13 protein-coding genes, 2 tRNA genes and 1 pseudogene are annotated in these 14,635 nt (G+C 54.3%); 9 read left to right on the forward strand and 7 right to left on the reverse strand.

Annotated elements, in window-relative coordinates; translation table 11 throughout:
• Window positions 1-49 precede the first annotated feature (49 nt).
• A tRNA-Asp gene (locus tag KW828_RS21405) sits at window positions 50-126 on the forward strand.
• Window positions 127-174: 48 nt separating this feature from the next.
• Here the strand turns inward: KW828_RS21405 and yafC are convergent.
• Complete coding sequence (gene yafC, locus KW828_RS21410; protein ID WP_218338240.1) at window positions 175-1,089, reverse strand: DNA-binding transcriptional regulator YafC; 915 nt, start codon at window positions 1,087-1,089, stop codon at window positions 175-177.
• Between the two features lie 205 nt (window positions 1,090-1,294).
• Here yafC and KW828_RS21415 point away from each other — a divergent pair, with 205 nt between their 5' ends.
• Together KW828_RS21415 and KW828_RS21420 are read left to right on the forward strand one after the other, a co-directional pair.
• Window positions 1,295-2,095, forward strand: coding sequence for an endonuclease/exonuclease/phosphatase family protein (locus KW828_RS21415; RefSeq protein ID WP_218338241.1), 801 nt, complete (start codon window positions 1,295-1,297; stop codon window positions 2,093-2,095).
• Between the two features lie 77 nt (window positions 2,096-2,172).
• A complete protein-coding gene (locus KW828_RS21420; protein ID WP_218338242.1) occupies window positions 2,173-2,943 on the forward strand; it encodes a class I SAM-dependent methyltransferase in 771 nt (256 codons plus the stop codon).
• 50 nt (window positions 2,944-2,993) lie between these two features.
• On the opposite strand, the gene mltD is transcribed toward KW828_RS21420, so the two are convergent.
• Window positions 2,994-4,358: a murein transglycosylase D gene (gene mltD / locus KW828_RS21425; RefSeq protein ID WP_218338243.1), complete on the reverse strand. Its 1,365-nt coding sequence runs from the start codon at window positions 4,356-4,358 to the stop codon at window positions 2,994-2,996.
• A gap of 70 nt (window positions 4,359-4,428) precedes the next feature.
• A complete protein-coding gene (gloB, locus tag KW828_RS21430; protein ID WP_218338245.1) occupies window positions 4,429-5,184 on the reverse strand; it encodes a hydroxyacylglutathione hydrolase in 756 nt (251 codons plus the stop codon).
• A gap of 32 nt (window positions 5,185-5,216) precedes the next feature.
• On the opposite strand from gloB, the gene KW828_RS21435 reads away from it, so the two are divergent.
• Window positions 5,217-5,933 carry a class I SAM-dependent methyltransferase gene (locus tag KW828_RS21435; RefSeq protein WP_218338247.1) on the forward strand — a complete coding sequence of 239 codons (717 nt, stop codon included), beginning with the start codon at window positions 5,217-5,219 and terminating at the stop codon, window positions 5,931-5,933.
• Here KW828_RS21435 and rnhA read toward each other — a convergent pair.
• Window positions 5,934-6,513, reverse strand: a pseudogene (gene rnhA / locus KW828_RS21440) (ribonuclease HI). It abuts the gene before it with no gap.
• On the opposite strand from rnhA, the gene dnaQ reads away from it, so the two are divergent.
• Complete coding sequence (gene dnaQ, locus KW828_RS21445; protein ID WP_218338248.1) at window positions 6,467-7,198, forward strand: DNA polymerase III subunit epsilon; 732 nt, start codon at window positions 6,467-6,469, stop codon at window positions 7,196-7,198. The pseudogene rnhA and the gene dnaQ sit on opposite strands and share 47 nt — an antisense overlap.
• A 128-nt stretch (window positions 7,199-7,326) precedes the next feature.
• Window positions 7,327-7,403, forward strand: a tRNA-Asp gene (locus KW828_RS21450).
• Window positions 7,404-7,496: 93 nt separating this feature from the next.
• Here the strand turns inward: KW828_RS21450 and KW828_RS21455 are convergent.
• Both KW828_RS21455 and fadE read right to left on the reverse strand, forming a co-directional pair.
• Entirely contained in the window at window positions 7,497-8,267 is a 771-nt protein-coding gene (locus tag KW828_RS21455) for an amidohydrolase (RefSeq protein WP_218338250.1), read from the reverse strand.
• Window positions 8,268-8,375: 108 nt separating this feature from the next.
• Window positions 8,376-10,829 (reverse strand): acyl-CoA dehydrogenase FadE, encoded by a 2,454-nt coding sequence (gene fadE, locus KW828_RS21460; RefSeq protein WP_218338251.1) that lies wholly within the window; start codon window positions 10,827-10,829, stop codon window positions 8,376-8,378.
• Between the two features lie 238 nt (window positions 10,830-11,067).
• Between fadE and lpcA the strand changes: the two genes are divergently transcribed.
• The gene (lpcA, locus tag KW828_RS21465; RefSeq protein ID WP_088220352.1) at window positions 11,068-11,649 is read left to right on the forward strand and encodes a D-sedoheptulose 7-phosphate isomerase; all 582 of its coding nucleotides are present in this window, start codon (window positions 11,068-11,070) and stop codon (window positions 11,647-11,649) included.
• Window positions 11,650-11,694: 45 nt separating this feature from the next.
• A complete protein-coding gene (locus KW828_RS21470) occupies window positions 11,695-12,462 on the forward strand; it encodes a class II glutamine amidotransferase (protein WP_218338252.1) in 768 nt (255 codons plus the stop codon).
• On the opposite strand, the gene dpaA is transcribed toward KW828_RS21470, so the two are convergent.
• The gene (gene dpaA, locus KW828_RS21475; protein ID WP_218338253.1) at window positions 12,433-13,173 is read right to left on the reverse strand and encodes a peptidoglycan meso-diaminopimelic acid protein amidase; all 741 of its coding nucleotides are present in this window, start codon (window positions 13,171-13,173) and stop codon (window positions 12,433-12,435) included. The genes KW828_RS21470 and dpaA overlap by 30 nt on opposite strands.
• A gap of 252 nt (window positions 13,174-13,425) precedes the next feature.
• Here dpaA and dinB point away from each other — a divergent pair, with 252 nt between their 5' ends.
• Entirely contained in the window at window positions 13,426-14,481 is a 1,056-nt protein-coding gene (gene dinB / locus KW828_RS21480; RefSeq protein WP_218338257.1) for a DNA polymerase IV, read from the forward strand.
• The last annotated feature ends 154 nt before the right edge of the window (window positions 14,482-14,635 follow it).

The following is a 14,635-nucleotide window of genomic DNA, read 5'->3' on the forward strand; positions in this document are numbered from 1 at the left end:
ATTAAGCAGTAAACCGGGGTGACAGCCGGGAGTTGTAAAGAAATTCGGTGGAGCGGTAGTTCAGTCGGTTAGAATACCTGCCTGTCACGCAGGGGGTCGCGGGTTCGAGTCCCGTCCGTTCCGCCACTTATTAAAGAAACCGCATCTCTCACGAGGTGCGGTTTTTTTTGTTTTTCACTTCTGGCTTTTAGATAATACTGCTGGCAGTGCCACATGCTCGCTGAGAAAGTCAATAAATGCGCGGATACGGGTACTCACCGCCCGGTCACTGTAATAGACGGCGCTGAAAGGCATATCCACCGGCAGGCGCTTCTCCGGCAGCACTTCAACCAGCTCGCCGCTGGCAATCTCTTTATCGATCATATAATCCGAAAGACAGGCGATGCCGTTGCCGCCGAGGCACAGCTGTTTAAGCGTTTCGCCGCTGTTGGATGAAATACCACTGGTGATCTCATACAGCTGTCCGTCAGGACAGGCTACAGGCCAGGTATTCAGTGAAGCCGGCTCGGTGAAGCCAAGACAGGTGTGCTTTTCCAGGTCCTCAACGGTTTGCGGTGTGCCGTAGCGCGCCAGATAGTCCGGCGAGGCGATCATGCGGCGGTAACTGCTGAACAGGGGGCGGGCGCGCAGACTGGAGTCGGTGAGCTTACCCACGCGGATCGCCACATCCACTTTACGCTCAATCAGGTTGATGAATGTTTCAGAAGAGACCAGCGACAGCGTCATCTCCGGATACCGCTCGCGGAAAGGTTTGATGAGCGGCATTAAATAATGCAGCACTACCGGGGTCGCCGCATCGATGCGCAGCAGACCGCGGGGGATCAGCCGGGCTTCCATCACCTCGTTTTCCGCCGCCGCCATCTCCTGCAAAATAAGCTGTACACGGCGGAAGTAGCGCTCGCCTTCTTCGGTTAGGCTCAGCTGGCGGGTAGTGCGATTAAGCAGGCTGACGCCCAGCTTCATCTCTAGCTTTTTGACCGCCCGACTGACGGCGGAGTTGGCCTGGCCCAGCTGTTCCGCTGCCCGGCTGAAACTGCCGCTTTCTACCACCGCCACAAAAATGGCCATCTCTTCCGACGTCGCCTTCATTATTGCCCCTGTCGCAAAATTATTACGCTATTTTAATGATAAATGACACTTATGCATCATAGTTTTTCCCAAGCAGAGCTGCCGCCAGCCAGCCATTAATGATGTTTTACCCGAATGGCGTTGAAAGTGTGCGCTAAAATCCCTATAACAGAAAGGCTACTCTGCTTCCGGGGCGGCTTACAGCGACAGAGGTTTAATACCAAACGTGCGAAAGAATACCTATGCTATGCGCTATATTGCCGGACAACCTGCGGAGCGAATTTTGCCGCCAGGTTCATTCGCGAGCATTGGTCAGGCACTCCCTCCTGGCGCGCCGTTGAGCAGTGATGACAAGATCCGCGTGCTGGTATGGAACATCTTTAAACAGCAGCGGGCGGAGTGGCTCTCGGTACTGCAAAACTTCGGTAAAGACGCCCATCTCGTGCTGTTGCAGGAGGCGCAAACCACCCCTGAACTGGTGAGATTCGCCACCACCAATTATCTCGCTGCCGATCAGGTTCCTGCTTTTGTTCTGCCTCAACATCCCTCTGGCGTGATGACGCTCTCTTCGGCACATCCGGTGTATTGCTGCCCGTTGCGCGAGCGTGAGCCGATCCTGCGCCTGGCGAAATCAGCGCTGGTGACTGTTTATCCGTTGCCGGATTCACGACTGCTGATGGTGGTGAACGTTCATGCGGTGAATTTCAGTCTTGGCGTCGACGTTTACAGTAAGCAATTGCTGCCAATTGGCGATCAGATCGCCCAGCATAACGGCCCGGTGATCATGGCCGGTGATTTCAATGCCTGGAGCCGCCAGCGTATGAACGCGCTGTACCGTTTCTCCAGGGAGATGGCGATGCGGCAGGTGCGCTTTACCGACGACAATCGCCGCCGTGCCTTTGGTCGTCCGCTTGATTTTGTTTTCTATCGTGGTCTGAACGTGGATCAAGCCTCCGTGCTGGTGACCCGCGCCTCCGATCATAACCCGCTACTCGTCGAATTCAGTCCCGGCAAACCTGATAAATAAAGGCGTGTCAGGTCTGCCCCAGGGCAGGCCTGCAATCATGGCGCTGCCCTTCATTTAACCCACAGAAGGATGACTCCATGACCACGAACTCCCATCACGATCACGTCGAAAAACAGTTTGGCTCCCAGGCAAGTGCGTATTTAACCAGCGCCGTGCACGCTTCTGGGCGCGATTTACAGCAGTTGCGGGCGCGGCTGGTCGAACTTCCCGACGCGCAGGTTCTGGATTTGGGCTGCGGCGCAGGTCATGCGAGCTTCACTGCCGCCGAGGTGGTGGCACAGGTGACGGCCTATGATTTATCCGGCCAGATGCTGGAAGTGGTGGCGAATGCGGCGAGGGAAAAAGGGCTGACGAACGTGAATATACAGCAGGGGTATGCAGAAGCGCTGCCTTTTGCCGATTCCTCCTTTGAGGTGGTGATCAGCCGCTATTCTGCGCATCACTGGCACGATGTCGGGCAGGCGCTGCGACAAGTTAAACGCGTGTTGAAACCCGGCGGGATGCTGATCGTGATGGATGTTATGTCGCCGGGCCATCCGGTGCGAAACATCTGGCTGCAAACGGTCGAAGCGTTGCGCGATACGTCTCATGTGCAGAATTATTCATCAGGGGAATGGTTGGCGATGATCGCTGAGGCCGGGCTGATCTGCCGGACGCTGACGACCGATCGTCTGGTGCTGGAGTTTGCTTCCTGGGTGGCGCGGATGCGTACGCCGCAGCCGCTGTGCGAGGCCATACGCCTGTACCAGCAAAGTGCTTCTCATGACGTGCAGCGCTATTACGAACTCAAGGAAGACGGTACCTTTACCAGCGACATCATTATGGTCGAGGCGCAGAAAGCGCAATAAAAGCGGGAGAAATAAAAAGGCACCGGGGAAGCGGTGCCTTTTTTGTATCATCAGGAGTCAGGCGTCGCGCTGTTCTTCACAAACAGCGTCAGCTGGTCGCCAGGTTTCAGGTCGGCAGTACTGTCGTTCCAGCGCATCACATCTTTAATGTTTACGCCATGACGTTTAGCAATGCTCGACAGCGAGTCGCCTTTGCGAACGCGATAGGTAATGCTATCGCTGTTATTCGCCAGGGTCTGCGCGCTGCTACCCGCACCGACGGTCAGATTCTGGCCGACTTTCAGGCTTGCACCCCGCAGATTGTTCCATTGCTGGAGATCTTTGGAGCTCACACCGAGGCGTGACGCAATGCCTGAAAGCGTATCGCCTGAACGTACTTTATAGCTTCGGCTGGTCAACGGTTTATTATCCGCGAGCAGCGTCGGCTGTACGGCAGCGATCTCACCGGAAGCCAGTGATTCACGCAGCTTTTCTGCGTGTTTCTGCGGCACCATCACATACTGAGGACCGCTTGAACCGAGCGTCGAGCCTTTAACGCCTGCGTTAAAAGTTTTCAGCTTGTTCACAGGTATTCCCGCCATTTCAGCCAGTTGATTAATCTCAACCGGGCTGTTCAACCTGACGCGTGCCAGCGCACGGCTTTCATCTGTAGAAGGCAGACGAACACCATAACGCTTGCTGTTCTTGAGAATATCGCTCAAAGCCAGCATTTTTGGCACGTAAATCTTGGTTTCCTGTGGCAGTGAAAGTGACCAAAAGTCCGTGGGTTTGCCACGTGCCTTATTCGCTTTCATTGCCTTCAGTACACGACCTTCACCGCTGTTATAGGCTGCGACGGTTAATAACCAGTCGCCGTCAAACATACGGTTCAGACGCTGCATCATGTCGAGAGCGGCCGTAGTGGACGCCACAACATCACGACGCGCATCGTAATTGCGTGTCTGCTTTAAACCATAATTGCGCCCCGTGCTCGGAATGATTTGCCAAATGCCTGCGGCATTGGCACCAGACGTCGCGTGTGGGTCAAAAGCGCTCTCCACTATGGGTAGTAGTACCAGTTCCATGGGCATGTTACGTTTCTTAACTTGCCCTGCTATCCAGTACATATACGGCTCTGCCCGTAAAGTTACATCGTGGAGATAGCTCTTATTGTTCAAATACTTCTGTTTCTGTTCGCGAATCCGGCCATTCTCCGGAATTCCCATCTTTAGCTCGTCGCCAATGAGAGTCCACAAGTCTTGATCCTGCGCGAAGGATGTCCCATCGTCCATCCAGCGTGCTTGACTCGTAAACTTTCCTGCTTCCCCTTGACCAGCTGCAGAAAGGCTCTGTGCATGCTGTTGTACGTTACCATCTTGATGAGCCTGGCAACCCACAAGCAGAACAGAGGCGAGTAATATCGCTTTTGCCTTCATGTGTGTGTCAATAGTTGCTTAAAAGACGACCGATCATAACGGCGAAGTTTGCAGAAGACAAGTATAACCGTCAGAAGTTATCTTTCTTTGCCCTCAACCATGCGAAACGCTGCTCAGGCTGTTGCAAATTTGTTTCTTTGTTAATTTGATCAATTAAAACAGTATCTTGCGTACGTAAAAATAAATTTATATGGCGTTCATTTTTCAGAAAAACGGGTAGTGTCTTTTCTTTTCTTGCTCGTAAGTCGTTAACTTTATTGTAGTAATCGTTTATGAGCGAATCGTGCGGAAGGATGCTGCGGGCAAACTTCATATTGGCTAACGTGTATTCATGTGCGCAACAAACCAGCGTATCGTCCGGAAGGGCGGCAATTTTAACGAACGACTGATACATCTGCTCTGACGTGCCTTCGAACAGTCTGCCGCATCCGCCTGAAAACATCGTGTCGCCGCAAAAAAGATAAGGAAAACTGAAGAAACAGATATGTCCTAAAGTGTGACCTGGCGTGGAAATGACATCGAAATCGAGGCCCAAAACGCTCACTTTATCGCCTTCAGTGACGATTTCAGTAGTGCCTTTACCCTGGGTTTCTTCCGGGCCATAGACTGGAATATCGGGATAGTGTTGCAGTAGCGTCTTCACTCCGCCGACATGATCGTTGTGATGGTGCGTCAGGAAAATTGCGGCGGGCTGCCAGTGGTTTTCTTTTATTGCGTCCACTACCGGCGCGGCTTCGCCTGGATCGACAATCAGACAGCGTCCCTCGTCGTTGCTGAGCACCCAGATGTAGTTGTCCTGAAAAGCGGGAATACTGTTAAGATTCATAATTACCTCTCAAAGCGTAGCGGAAGGTTGTGATGAAACCGGCAAGGATACCTCAAACATTTGTGGCACCCGAACACTGGAGTGACTTTCCCAGAGGCGAATACTATCGCGCGGCGCTGGAACAGCAACTCAAGCCATGGCTGGCGAAAATCTATGGCTTTCACCTGCTTAAGATTGGCAATCTCAGCGCAGAAATCAATGTCGAAACTTGCGCTATCTCACACCAGGTCAATGTTGCCGTACAGGGGGATGCTCTGCAGGTTAAAGCGGATCCATTGCACCTGCCGTTCGCCGATAAATCCATCGACGCCTGTTTGCTGGCACATACCCACAACTGGTGTGGCGATCCACACGGCTTACTGCGAGAAGCCGATCGCGTGCTGATTGATGATGGCTGGCTGGTAATAAGCGGATTTAACCCGGTAAGTCTGCTGGGACTGCGTAAAATCGTGCCAATACGCCGACAGTCGGCGGTCTACCGAAGCCGTATGTTTACGATGATGCGCCAGCTGGACTGGCTGGCGCTGCTTAATTTTGAAGTATTGCATTACAGCCGCTTTCACGTCTTGCCGTGGCGCAGACAGGGCGGAAAACTATTAAGCGCCCATTTGCCTGCACTTGGCTGTATGCAGCTGATTGTCGCCCGTAAACGGACCATCCCGTTGACGCTCAATCCTATGAAACAGAGCAAAACTCGCCAGCGTGTCAGGCAGGCGGTTGGCGCAACGCGTCAGTACCGCAAACCCTGATCATGCCTCCGGCTGATAACCGACATCGTCCTGGGTAGGATTCATGGCGGCATTACGTGCCAGCTCATCGCAGCGTTCGTTTTCCGGGTGTCCTGCGTGGCCTTTTACCCATTCCCAGCGGATCTCATGCTGACCGAGTGCGGTATCAAGGCGCTTCCATAAATCGACATTTTTCACCGGTTTTTTGTCGGCGGTTTTCCAGCCACGCTTTTTCCAGTTATGGATCCACTGCGTGATCCCCTGGCGAACGTACTGGCTGTCGGTACTTAGCACCACTTCGCAGTGCTCTTTCAGCGCTTCGAGTGAGACAATCGCCGCCATCAGCTCCATGCGGTTATTGGTGGTCAGTCGATAGCCTTCACTGAAGGTTCTTTCATGGCCGCGATAGCGTAAGATTGCGCCATAACCGCCAGGGCCTGGGTTACCGAGGCAAGATCCATCGGTGAAAATTTCTACCTGTTTAAGCATCTCTGGTAGACTTCCTGTAATTAGAAACGGCAAGTAAAACGATAAGTCTGACATAAATGACCGACATGAGCACTGCAATTACACGACAGATCGTCCTCGATACCGAAACCACCGGTATGAACCAGCTTGGCGTTCATTACGAAGGGCATAAAATTATTGAGATCGGTGCGGTTGAGGTCATCAACCGTCGTCTGACCGGCAATAACTTTCACGTTTATCTCAAGCCGGATCGGCTGGTGGATCCCGAAGCCTTTGGCGTTCACGGTATCGCCGATGAGTTTTTGTTGGATAAACCCACCTTTGCCGATGTGGCCGATGAGTTTCTCGATTACATTCGCGGTGCGGAGCTGGTGATCCACAACGCATCGTTTGATATCGGCTTTATGGACTATGAATTCAGCAAGCTGAATCGCGGTATCCCTAAAACCGAAACCTTCTGCAAGATCACCGACAGCCTGGCAATGGCGCGGAAAATGTTCCCCGGTAAGCGAAACAGCCTGGATGCGCTCTGCTCGCGTTATGAAATAGATAACAGCAAACGTACGTTGCACGGGGCGTTACTTGACTCCCAAATCCTGGCTGATGTCTTCCTGTTAATGACCGGCGGGCAGACCAGCATGGCCTTTTCCATGGAAGGGGACACGCAGCAACAGCAAGATGCAACGGGGATCCAGCGGGTTATTCGTCAGGCGAGCACTCTGCGGGTCGTTTTTGCCAGTGAAGATGAAGTGAATGAGCACGAGAAGCGGCTCGATCTGGTACAGAAGAAAGGCGGAAGCTGTCTGTGGCGCGCCTGATTCACGGTGAAAAGCGCTAAAAACCAGCATGTGGGCGATTTTTGCAGCAACTGATTCAAAACTTAAGAAAAAGCGTTGACGCCTTGTCTGGCAAACCGTAATATTCGCCTCGTTCCCACGGGAACAGTGGAGCGGTAGTTCAGTCGGTTAGAATACCTGCCTGTCACGCAGGGGGTCGCGGGTTCGAGTCCCGTCCGTTCCGCCACTATTCAAAAGGCCTGAATCAGTAATGATTCAGGCCTTTGTCGTTTCTGACGCTGCACAGTGCCCCCTCCTGAAAGAAGAGGGCTATTCACACTTACTCAAGCGTAAACGGATCCGCATCCTGCCAGGCAGGAAACTTCTCGCGATACTCCTTCAGCGCCGTCAGCGACAGTTCCGCTTCGATGCGCGTGGCCATATGCGGCTCGGCGGTCGCCAAAATCTCACCCTGCGGGCTGACAATACGGCTGTCGCCCCGATAATGATGTCCGTTGCCGTCTGTGCCGACGCGGTTACAGCCCACTACGTACGCCAGGTTCTCAATCGCCCGCGCCACCAGCAACGACTGCCAGTGCAGCGAACGCGGCGCAGGCCAGTTAGCGACGTACAGCGCCAGGTCATAATCGTTGCGATTGCGCGACCACACCGGGAAACGCAGGTCATAACACACCAGCGGCAGAATACGCCAGCCACGCCACTCGAACACCACGCGTTCATGGCCAGCTTCATAATGATGATGCTCATCGGCCATGCGGAACAGGTGGCGTTTGTCGTAGTGATGCAGCGTGCCGTCCGGCTCGACCAGCAGGAAGCGGTTTACCGGCCCGCGTTCGCTTTGTAGCGCCGCACTGCCGGCCACCAGCGCATTGGTCTGCCGGGCCTTGTCATGCATCCAGGCGACAACTTCAGCCTGAGGCAGCGATTGCTGCGCGGCTTCCATCGCAAAGCCGGTGGTGAACATCTCCGGCAGCACGATCACATCGCGCCCGGTGATGGTTTCCAGTTGTCTGTCAAAATGACGCAGATTCGCCGGACCATCCATCCAGACCAGCGGTTGTTGCAGTAACGTAATTTTCAAACCAGGCACATTGCATCTCCCGAAGACCAGCATTTTGACACTGTAGCACGGCGTTCAGGGAATGTGTTGGCAATAAAAAACCCCGCACTGGGCGGGGTTTGCTGGCATACCTTAATGTCAGGCAGCTTCGATTTTACGAATATTCTCTGGCGGAGATGACGGCTTTACCGGCTGTGTCGCCAGCGCTTCCGGCTCGAAGTCATCAACGTTGATACTGCGTAAACGGCTCTCTTCTGCTTTGGCCAGAATCGCGGCTTCTTCAGCGGTAATAATGCCTTTCGCCAGCGCATCACGTCCCAGCACATCCAGACGGGTGAACGGCAAATTGCGGCCCGCTTCTTTACAGATTCGCTGGTGGATCGGATCGGCGGCTATGACGTCCAGCAGCGCCTCTTCCAGCAGACCAATCGGGTTGTATTCGCTCGGCGTCAGATACTGACCGCGACCAATACGCGACCGGGTGGCGCTCGGCGTTTGCAGGATCTTCGCCACTTTATGATCCAGTTTGTCAGACGGGGCCAGGTAGTGACGGCCGGTCGGGAAGATCACCGCTCGCATCACGCCGGCCACCGCGCGGTTCGGGAAGTTCGCCAGCAGATCGTCAATTGCCTGTTCAGCTTTGTAAATCGCATCCTGAACACCCCAGTGCACCAGCGGCAGATCCGCTTCGTGACGGCCCTCATCGTCATAGCGTTTCAGAGTCGCGGAAGCGAGGAACACCTGGCTTAACACATCCCCCAGACGGGCAGAGATACGTTCCCGGCGTTTGAGACTGCCGCCCAGCACCGCCATAGAAATATCTGACAGCAGCGCGAGGTTTGCGCTCAGGCGGTTCAGATGCTGGTAATAACGTTTCGTTGCATCCTGCGTTGGCGTGCGGCTGGTGAGGCCGCGCGTCAGGCCAAGCCAGAAGCTGCGCACCATGTTGCTGCCGACGTGCCCGATATGTTTAAACAGCAGCTTATCAAAGGCGTTCAGATCGTTTTTCTGCGCGGCGGTCATCTCATCCAGCACATACGGATGACAGCGGATCGCCCCCTGGCCGAAGATCATCATCGTACGGGTCAGGATATTCGCGCCTTCAACGGTAATGGCGATAGGCGAACCCTGATAGGCACGCGCCAGGAAGTTACCTTCGCCCAGCATGATGCCTTTACCGCCCGCAATATCCATGGCGTCAATGATTGACTGCTGACCGCGATGGGTACAGTGGTATTTCACAATCGCCGACAGCACGGCCGGTTTTTCGCCGAGCATAATGCCGTAGGTGATGAGTGAAGCCGCGGCATCCATCACGTAGGCGTTGCCGCCAATACGCGCCAGCGGCTCTTCGATACCTTCCATCTTGCCGATCGCCACTTTGAACTGACGGCGGATGTGAGCATAGGCACCGATACCCATCGCCACCGATTTCAGGCCACCGGTAGAGTTTGACGGCAGCGTAATACCGCGACCCACCGACAGGCATTCCACCAGCATACGCCAGCCCTGACCGGCCATTTTCGGGCCGCCAATAATGTAATCAATAGGCACGAAAATATCGTCGCCGCGGGTCGGGCCGTTCTGGAACGGCACGTTCAGCGGGAAGTGACGACGGCCAATTTCCACGCCCGGCGTGTTGGTCGGGATCAGCGCACAGGTGATGCCCAAATCAACTTCACCACCGAGCAGTTTTTCCGGGTCGGAGAGTTTAAACGCCAGGCCCAGTACGGTGGCGATAGGGGCCAGCGTAATATAACGTTTGTTCCAGGTCAGGCGCATACCCAGCACCTGCTCACCCTGCCAGTCACCCATGCAGACAATCCCGGTATCCGGAATGGCACCCGCATCGGAACCCGCTTCCGGGCTGGTCAGCGCAAAGCAAGGGATTTCCAGGCCACGCGCCAGGCGCGGCAGATAGTGATTTTTTTGCTCGTCAGTTCCGTAGTGTTGCAACAGCTCGCCCGGACCTAATGAGTTAGGCACGCCGACGGTGATCGCCAGGATACCGGAAACGCCGGACAGTTTTTGCAGCACGCGAGACTGGGCGTAGGCCGAGAATTCCAGGCCGCCGTACTCTTTTTTGATGATCATCGCAAAGAAGCGATGCTCTTTCAGGAACGCCCACAGCTCCGGCGGCAGATCGGCCATCTCATGGGTGATCTGGAAATCATTCGCCATGCGGCAGGCCTCTTCCACCGGCCCGTCAATAAACGCCAGCTCTTCCGCCGTCAGGCGCGGCTGCGGATAGTTATGCAGCTTTTTCCAGTCCGGGTTGCCCTGGAACAGATCGCCTTCCCACCAGGTGGTGCCGGCATCAATCGCTTCTTTTTCCGTGCGCGACATCGGCGGCATCACTTTACGGAAGGTGCGGAATGCCGGCGCTGACATCATGGATTTACGCATCGACGGCACGTTGAACGGCACCAGAATGATCGCCAACGGTAACAGTACCCAGATGGACCACAGTCCCGCCAGGCCCAGCGCGGCGGTCCACGCCAGCAGAATGACGCTACTTAATACCAGACTGACACGGTGATAAAACAGCACGCCGAGCAGTACCACGGTTGCGAGGATACTCAAAATCATCATAGAAAAATGCTCCCTGTCTTGTAGGAGGTCTGACCACTTGTGATGTTATGGTTGTAGTGGATGTCATTTTATTTAGCAATGTGTTTACAAGATAATTACAACCTGGTTCACATTGTTGAGGGGAGGAAGCGCACGGAAAACGAAAAGGCCCGGTGATATGTCAGGCTTATGCTTCTCGCCTGAAACGCTATCCGGTACACTGCGACGAGTTATCTCATCCCTATTTAAGGATACCCTCATGTACCAGGATCTTATTCGTAACGAACTGAACGAAGCGGCGGAAACGCTGGCTAATTTTCTGAAAGATGAAGCCAATATCCACGCCATTCAGCGCGCGGCGGTACTGCTGGCAGACAGCTTCAAAGCGGGCGGTAAGGTGCTTTCCTGCGGTAATGGCGGTTCACATTGCGATGCCATGCATTTTGCCGAGGAACTGACCGGACGCTATCGTGAAAACCGTCCTGGCTATCCGGCTATCGCCATTTCTGATGTCAGCCATATTTCCTGCGTCAGCAATGATTTCGGTTACGACTATATTTTCTCGCGTTATGTGGAAGCGGTGGGCCGTGAAGGTGACGTGCTGCTGGGGATCTCGACTTCCGGTAACTCCGGCAACGTGATCAAAGCCATTGCTGCGGCGCGTGAGAAGGGCATGAAAGTGATCACCCTGACCGGTAAAGACGGCGGTAAAATGGCCGGCTCTGCGGATATTGAAATCCGTGTGCCGCATTTCGGTTATGCTGATCGTATTCAGGAAATCCATATTAAAGTCATTCACATCCTGATCCAGCTGATCGAAAAAGAGATGGTGAAGGCATAACTCTTGGCGGGGGCGCCTGCCCCCGAAGCGTGGTGGAGGTGTTGTATGTGCGAACTGCTAGGGATGAGCGCCAATGTGCCTACCGATATTTGCTTCAGCTTTACCGGGCTGGTCCAGCGCGGAGGCGGCACCGGGCCGCATAAAGACGGCTGGGGTATCACCTTTTACGAAGGCAAAGGCTGTCGCACGTTCAAAGATCCGCAACCCAGCTACAACTCGCCGATAGCGAAACTGGTGCAGGATTACCCGATCAAATCCTGCTCCGTTATCGCCCATATTCGCCAGGCAAACCGCGGTGAAGTGGCGCTGGAAAACACCCATCCTTTTACCCGTGAACTCTGGGGCCGCAACTGGACCTATGCTCATAATGGCCAGCTGACTGGCTATAAATCGCTGGAAACCGGTAACTTCCGCCCGGTGGGTGAAACCGACAGCGAAAAAGCATTTTGCTGGTTACTGCATAAGTTAACCGCACGCTATCCGCGTACGCCGGGCAATATGGCGGCGGTGTTCAAATACATAGGGACGCTGGCGGAAGAATTGCGTAAGAAGGGCGTGTTTAACATGCTGCTGTCGGACGGACGCTATGTGATGGCGTACTGCTCGACCAATTTGTACTGGATCACGAGGCGCGCGCCCTTTGGCGTGGCAACGCTACTGGATCAGGATGTGGAGATCGACTTCCAAAAAGAAACCACACCGAATGATGTGGTTACCGTTATTGCCACGCAGCCGTTAACCGGCAATGAAACCTGGCACAAGATCATGCCAGGCGAGTGGGTCTTATTTTGCCTCGGGGAGCGTGTAGTTTGACGCCAGCTGAGGCTGGATCGTGCCTTTGCTGATCGGCTTGCTCACCACGTAACGCCCGTCCACCACCGACACAACAGGGGGTTGATGGGTACTGGCGAAATAATCATATCCCGGCTTCAGCTGCTTCCAGAAATCCGCATAGTACGAATATTTGTGGCGCGTCATATTGGCGTCAGTCATGCGGAACGGATAAATGCTCACCTGCACGCTTTGCTGACCAAAAATCAGCGCACCGGTTACAAACTGGAAGATCTCATCAATGCCGGTATCGGTCATGGCATAGCAGCCGACAGATACACAGGCGCCATGGATCATCAGGTATTTGCCTTCATAACCGTGAGCACGATCGTAAGCGTTCGGGAAACCGATATTGATGGCTTTATAGAAGCGGCTGTCAGGCTTCAACTGGCTGCGTTGAACGTTATAAAAGCCTTCCGGACTTTTGAAATCGCCCTGGCGCTGTTTCGGCCCCAGGCCACCGGAATAGTTACAGATTTTATAACTATCAAGAAGCTGATACTGCTCGCCCATTTTGACGTAGAGATCAAGGGTGCGTTCTTCTTTGAAGATCTGGATATAAACTGGCGAGCCCATCAGCTGCTGTTTGTACTCTTTGCTGACCGGCGTGGTTGAACTGTTGCTGCTAAGCAGCCCGGCAAAGGAGACGCACGGGATCAAAAGCATCGCAAGAAAGAATGCGATTTTGCGCATACTACTGGTTCCTTGATAAAACATCATTCACATTGCCAGGACGGCAAAAGGGATCCGAAATCAGACTAATCTGTGTCAGGAGCGCTCACATTAGCACCCCGGTAGTTTTTCGCAAGTCCGGATAAGCGCGTTTACACGATGTTTAATTGCGCCATTGCCGTTCATTATCCCATTGCTCACAAAATCATTACAACCTCTTCTCATCATGGCCATGAAGGCTGTATACTTATCCAGTATGGGTGAGGGTCTGCGATGCGTAAGATAATACACGTTGATATGGACTGCTTTTTCGCAGCAGTGGAAATGCGCGACAACCCCGCGCTGCGTGATATTCCACTCGCCATCGGCGGCAGCCGGGAAAGGCGTGGCGTGATCAGCACAGCGAACTATCCGGCGCGCAAATTTGGCGTGCGCAGCGCCATGCCCACGGCAATGGCCCTCAAGCTCTGTCCCCATCTCACCTTATTACCGGGTCGTTTCGACGCCTATAAAGAAGCCTCCGCGCACATTCGGGAAATATTCGCCCGTTACACCTCGCGCGTTGAACCGCTCTCCCTTGATGAAGCCTATCTGGATGTCACCGACAGCGTGCACTGTCACGGCTCCGCCACGCTGATGGCCCAGGAGATCCGCCAGGCTATTTTTGATGAGTTGCAGCTCACCGCCTCGGCAGGCATTGCACCGGTAAAGTTTCTGGCGAAAATCGCCTCCGATCTCAACAAGCCTAACGGGCAGTACGTGATCACGCCTGATGAGGTGCCACAGTTTGTGCGTACCTTACCCTTAGCGAAAATCCCCGGCGTGGGAAAAGTCTCGGCAGCGAAGCTGGAAACGCTGGGGCTGCGTACCTGTGAAGATGTGCAGCGCGCCGATCTCGCCATGCTGCTCAAGCGCTTTGGCAAATTTGGCCGTGTGCTGTGGGAGCGCAGTCAGGGGATCGACGAGCGGGAGATCACCAGCGAGCGGTTACGCAAATCGATCGGCGTGGAGCGCACGCTGGCAGACGATATTCATGAGTGGTCAGCGTGCGAAGCGCAGATTGATTTTCTTTATGACGAGCTGGAACGGCGGCTGGCAAAGGTTAAGCCGGATCTGCTGATTGCCCGTCAGGGGGTGAAATTAAAATTTAACGATTTTCAGCTCACCACGCAGGAGCACGTCTGGCCGCGCTTAAACAAAGCGGATTTGATCGCCATCGCCAGAAAAACCTGGGATGAACGGCGGGGCGGGCGGGGAGTCAGGTTGGTGGGGCTGCACGTGACGCTGCTCGATCCACAACTGGAGCGGCAACTGGTGCTGGGGCTTTGATTCGAGCGTCAGTACCGGGTGGCGCTGCGCTTACCCGGCCTTGTATTATGCTTCCCGTGCACAAAGAACCGGCCGGTTCTTTCTGCCATGCAGTCCACATGCCGTACCCGGCCTCAGGCTTGCAGCCTGTGACGTAGATTTATGCAGTGGACTG

The organism is Enterobacter sp. ENT03, from assembly GCF_019218745.1.
Classification (GTDB): domain Bacteria; phylum Pseudomonadota; class Gammaproteobacteria; order Enterobacterales; family Enterobacteriaceae; genus Enterobacter_D.

What these genes read in the sequence shown, in the direction of transcription:
- KW828_RS21470 (WP_218338252.1), top strand. Translation starts at nt 11,695, where the DNA reads ATGTGCGAACTGCTAGGGATGAGCGCCAATGTGCCTACCGATATTTGC.
- lpcA (WP_088220352.1), top strand. Translation starts at nt 11,068, where the DNA reads ATGTACCAGGATCTTATTCGTAACGAACTGAACGAAGCGGCGGAAACG.
- KW828_RS21420 (WP_218338242.1), top strand. Translation starts at nt 2,173, where the DNA reads ATGACCACGAACTCCCATCACGATCACGTCGAAAAACAGTTTGGCTCC.
- mltD (WP_218338243.1), bottom strand. Translation starts at nt 4,358, where the DNA reads ATGAAGGCAAAAGCGATATTACTCGCCTCTGTTCTGCTTGTGGGTTGC.
- KW828_RS21435 (WP_218338247.1), top strand. Translation starts at nt 5,217, where the DNA reads ATGAAACCGGCAAGGATACCTCAAACATTTGTGGCACCCGAACACTGG.
- fadE (WP_218338251.1), bottom strand. Translation starts at nt 10,829, where the DNA reads ATGATGATTTTGAGTATCCTCGCAACCGTGGTACTGCTCGGCGTGCTG.
- dinB (WP_218338257.1), top strand. Translation starts at nt 13,426, where the DNA reads ATGCGTAAGATAATACACGTTGATATGGACTGCTTTTTCGCAGCAGTG.
- yafC (WP_218338240.1), bottom strand. Translation starts at nt 1,089, where the DNA reads ATGAAGGCGACGTCGGAAGAGATGGCCATTTTTGTGGCGGTGGTAGAA.
- gloB (WP_218338245.1), bottom strand. Translation starts at nt 5,184, where the DNA reads ATGAATCTTAACAGTATTCCCGCTTTTCAGGACAACTACATCTGGGTG.
- dpaA (WP_218338253.1), bottom strand. Translation starts at nt 13,173, where the DNA reads ATGCGCAAAATCGCATTCTTTCTTGCGATGCTTTTGATCCCGTGCGTC.
- dnaQ (WP_218338248.1), top strand. Translation starts at nt 6,467, where the DNA reads ATGAGCACTGCAATTACACGACAGATCGTCCTCGATACCGAAACCACC.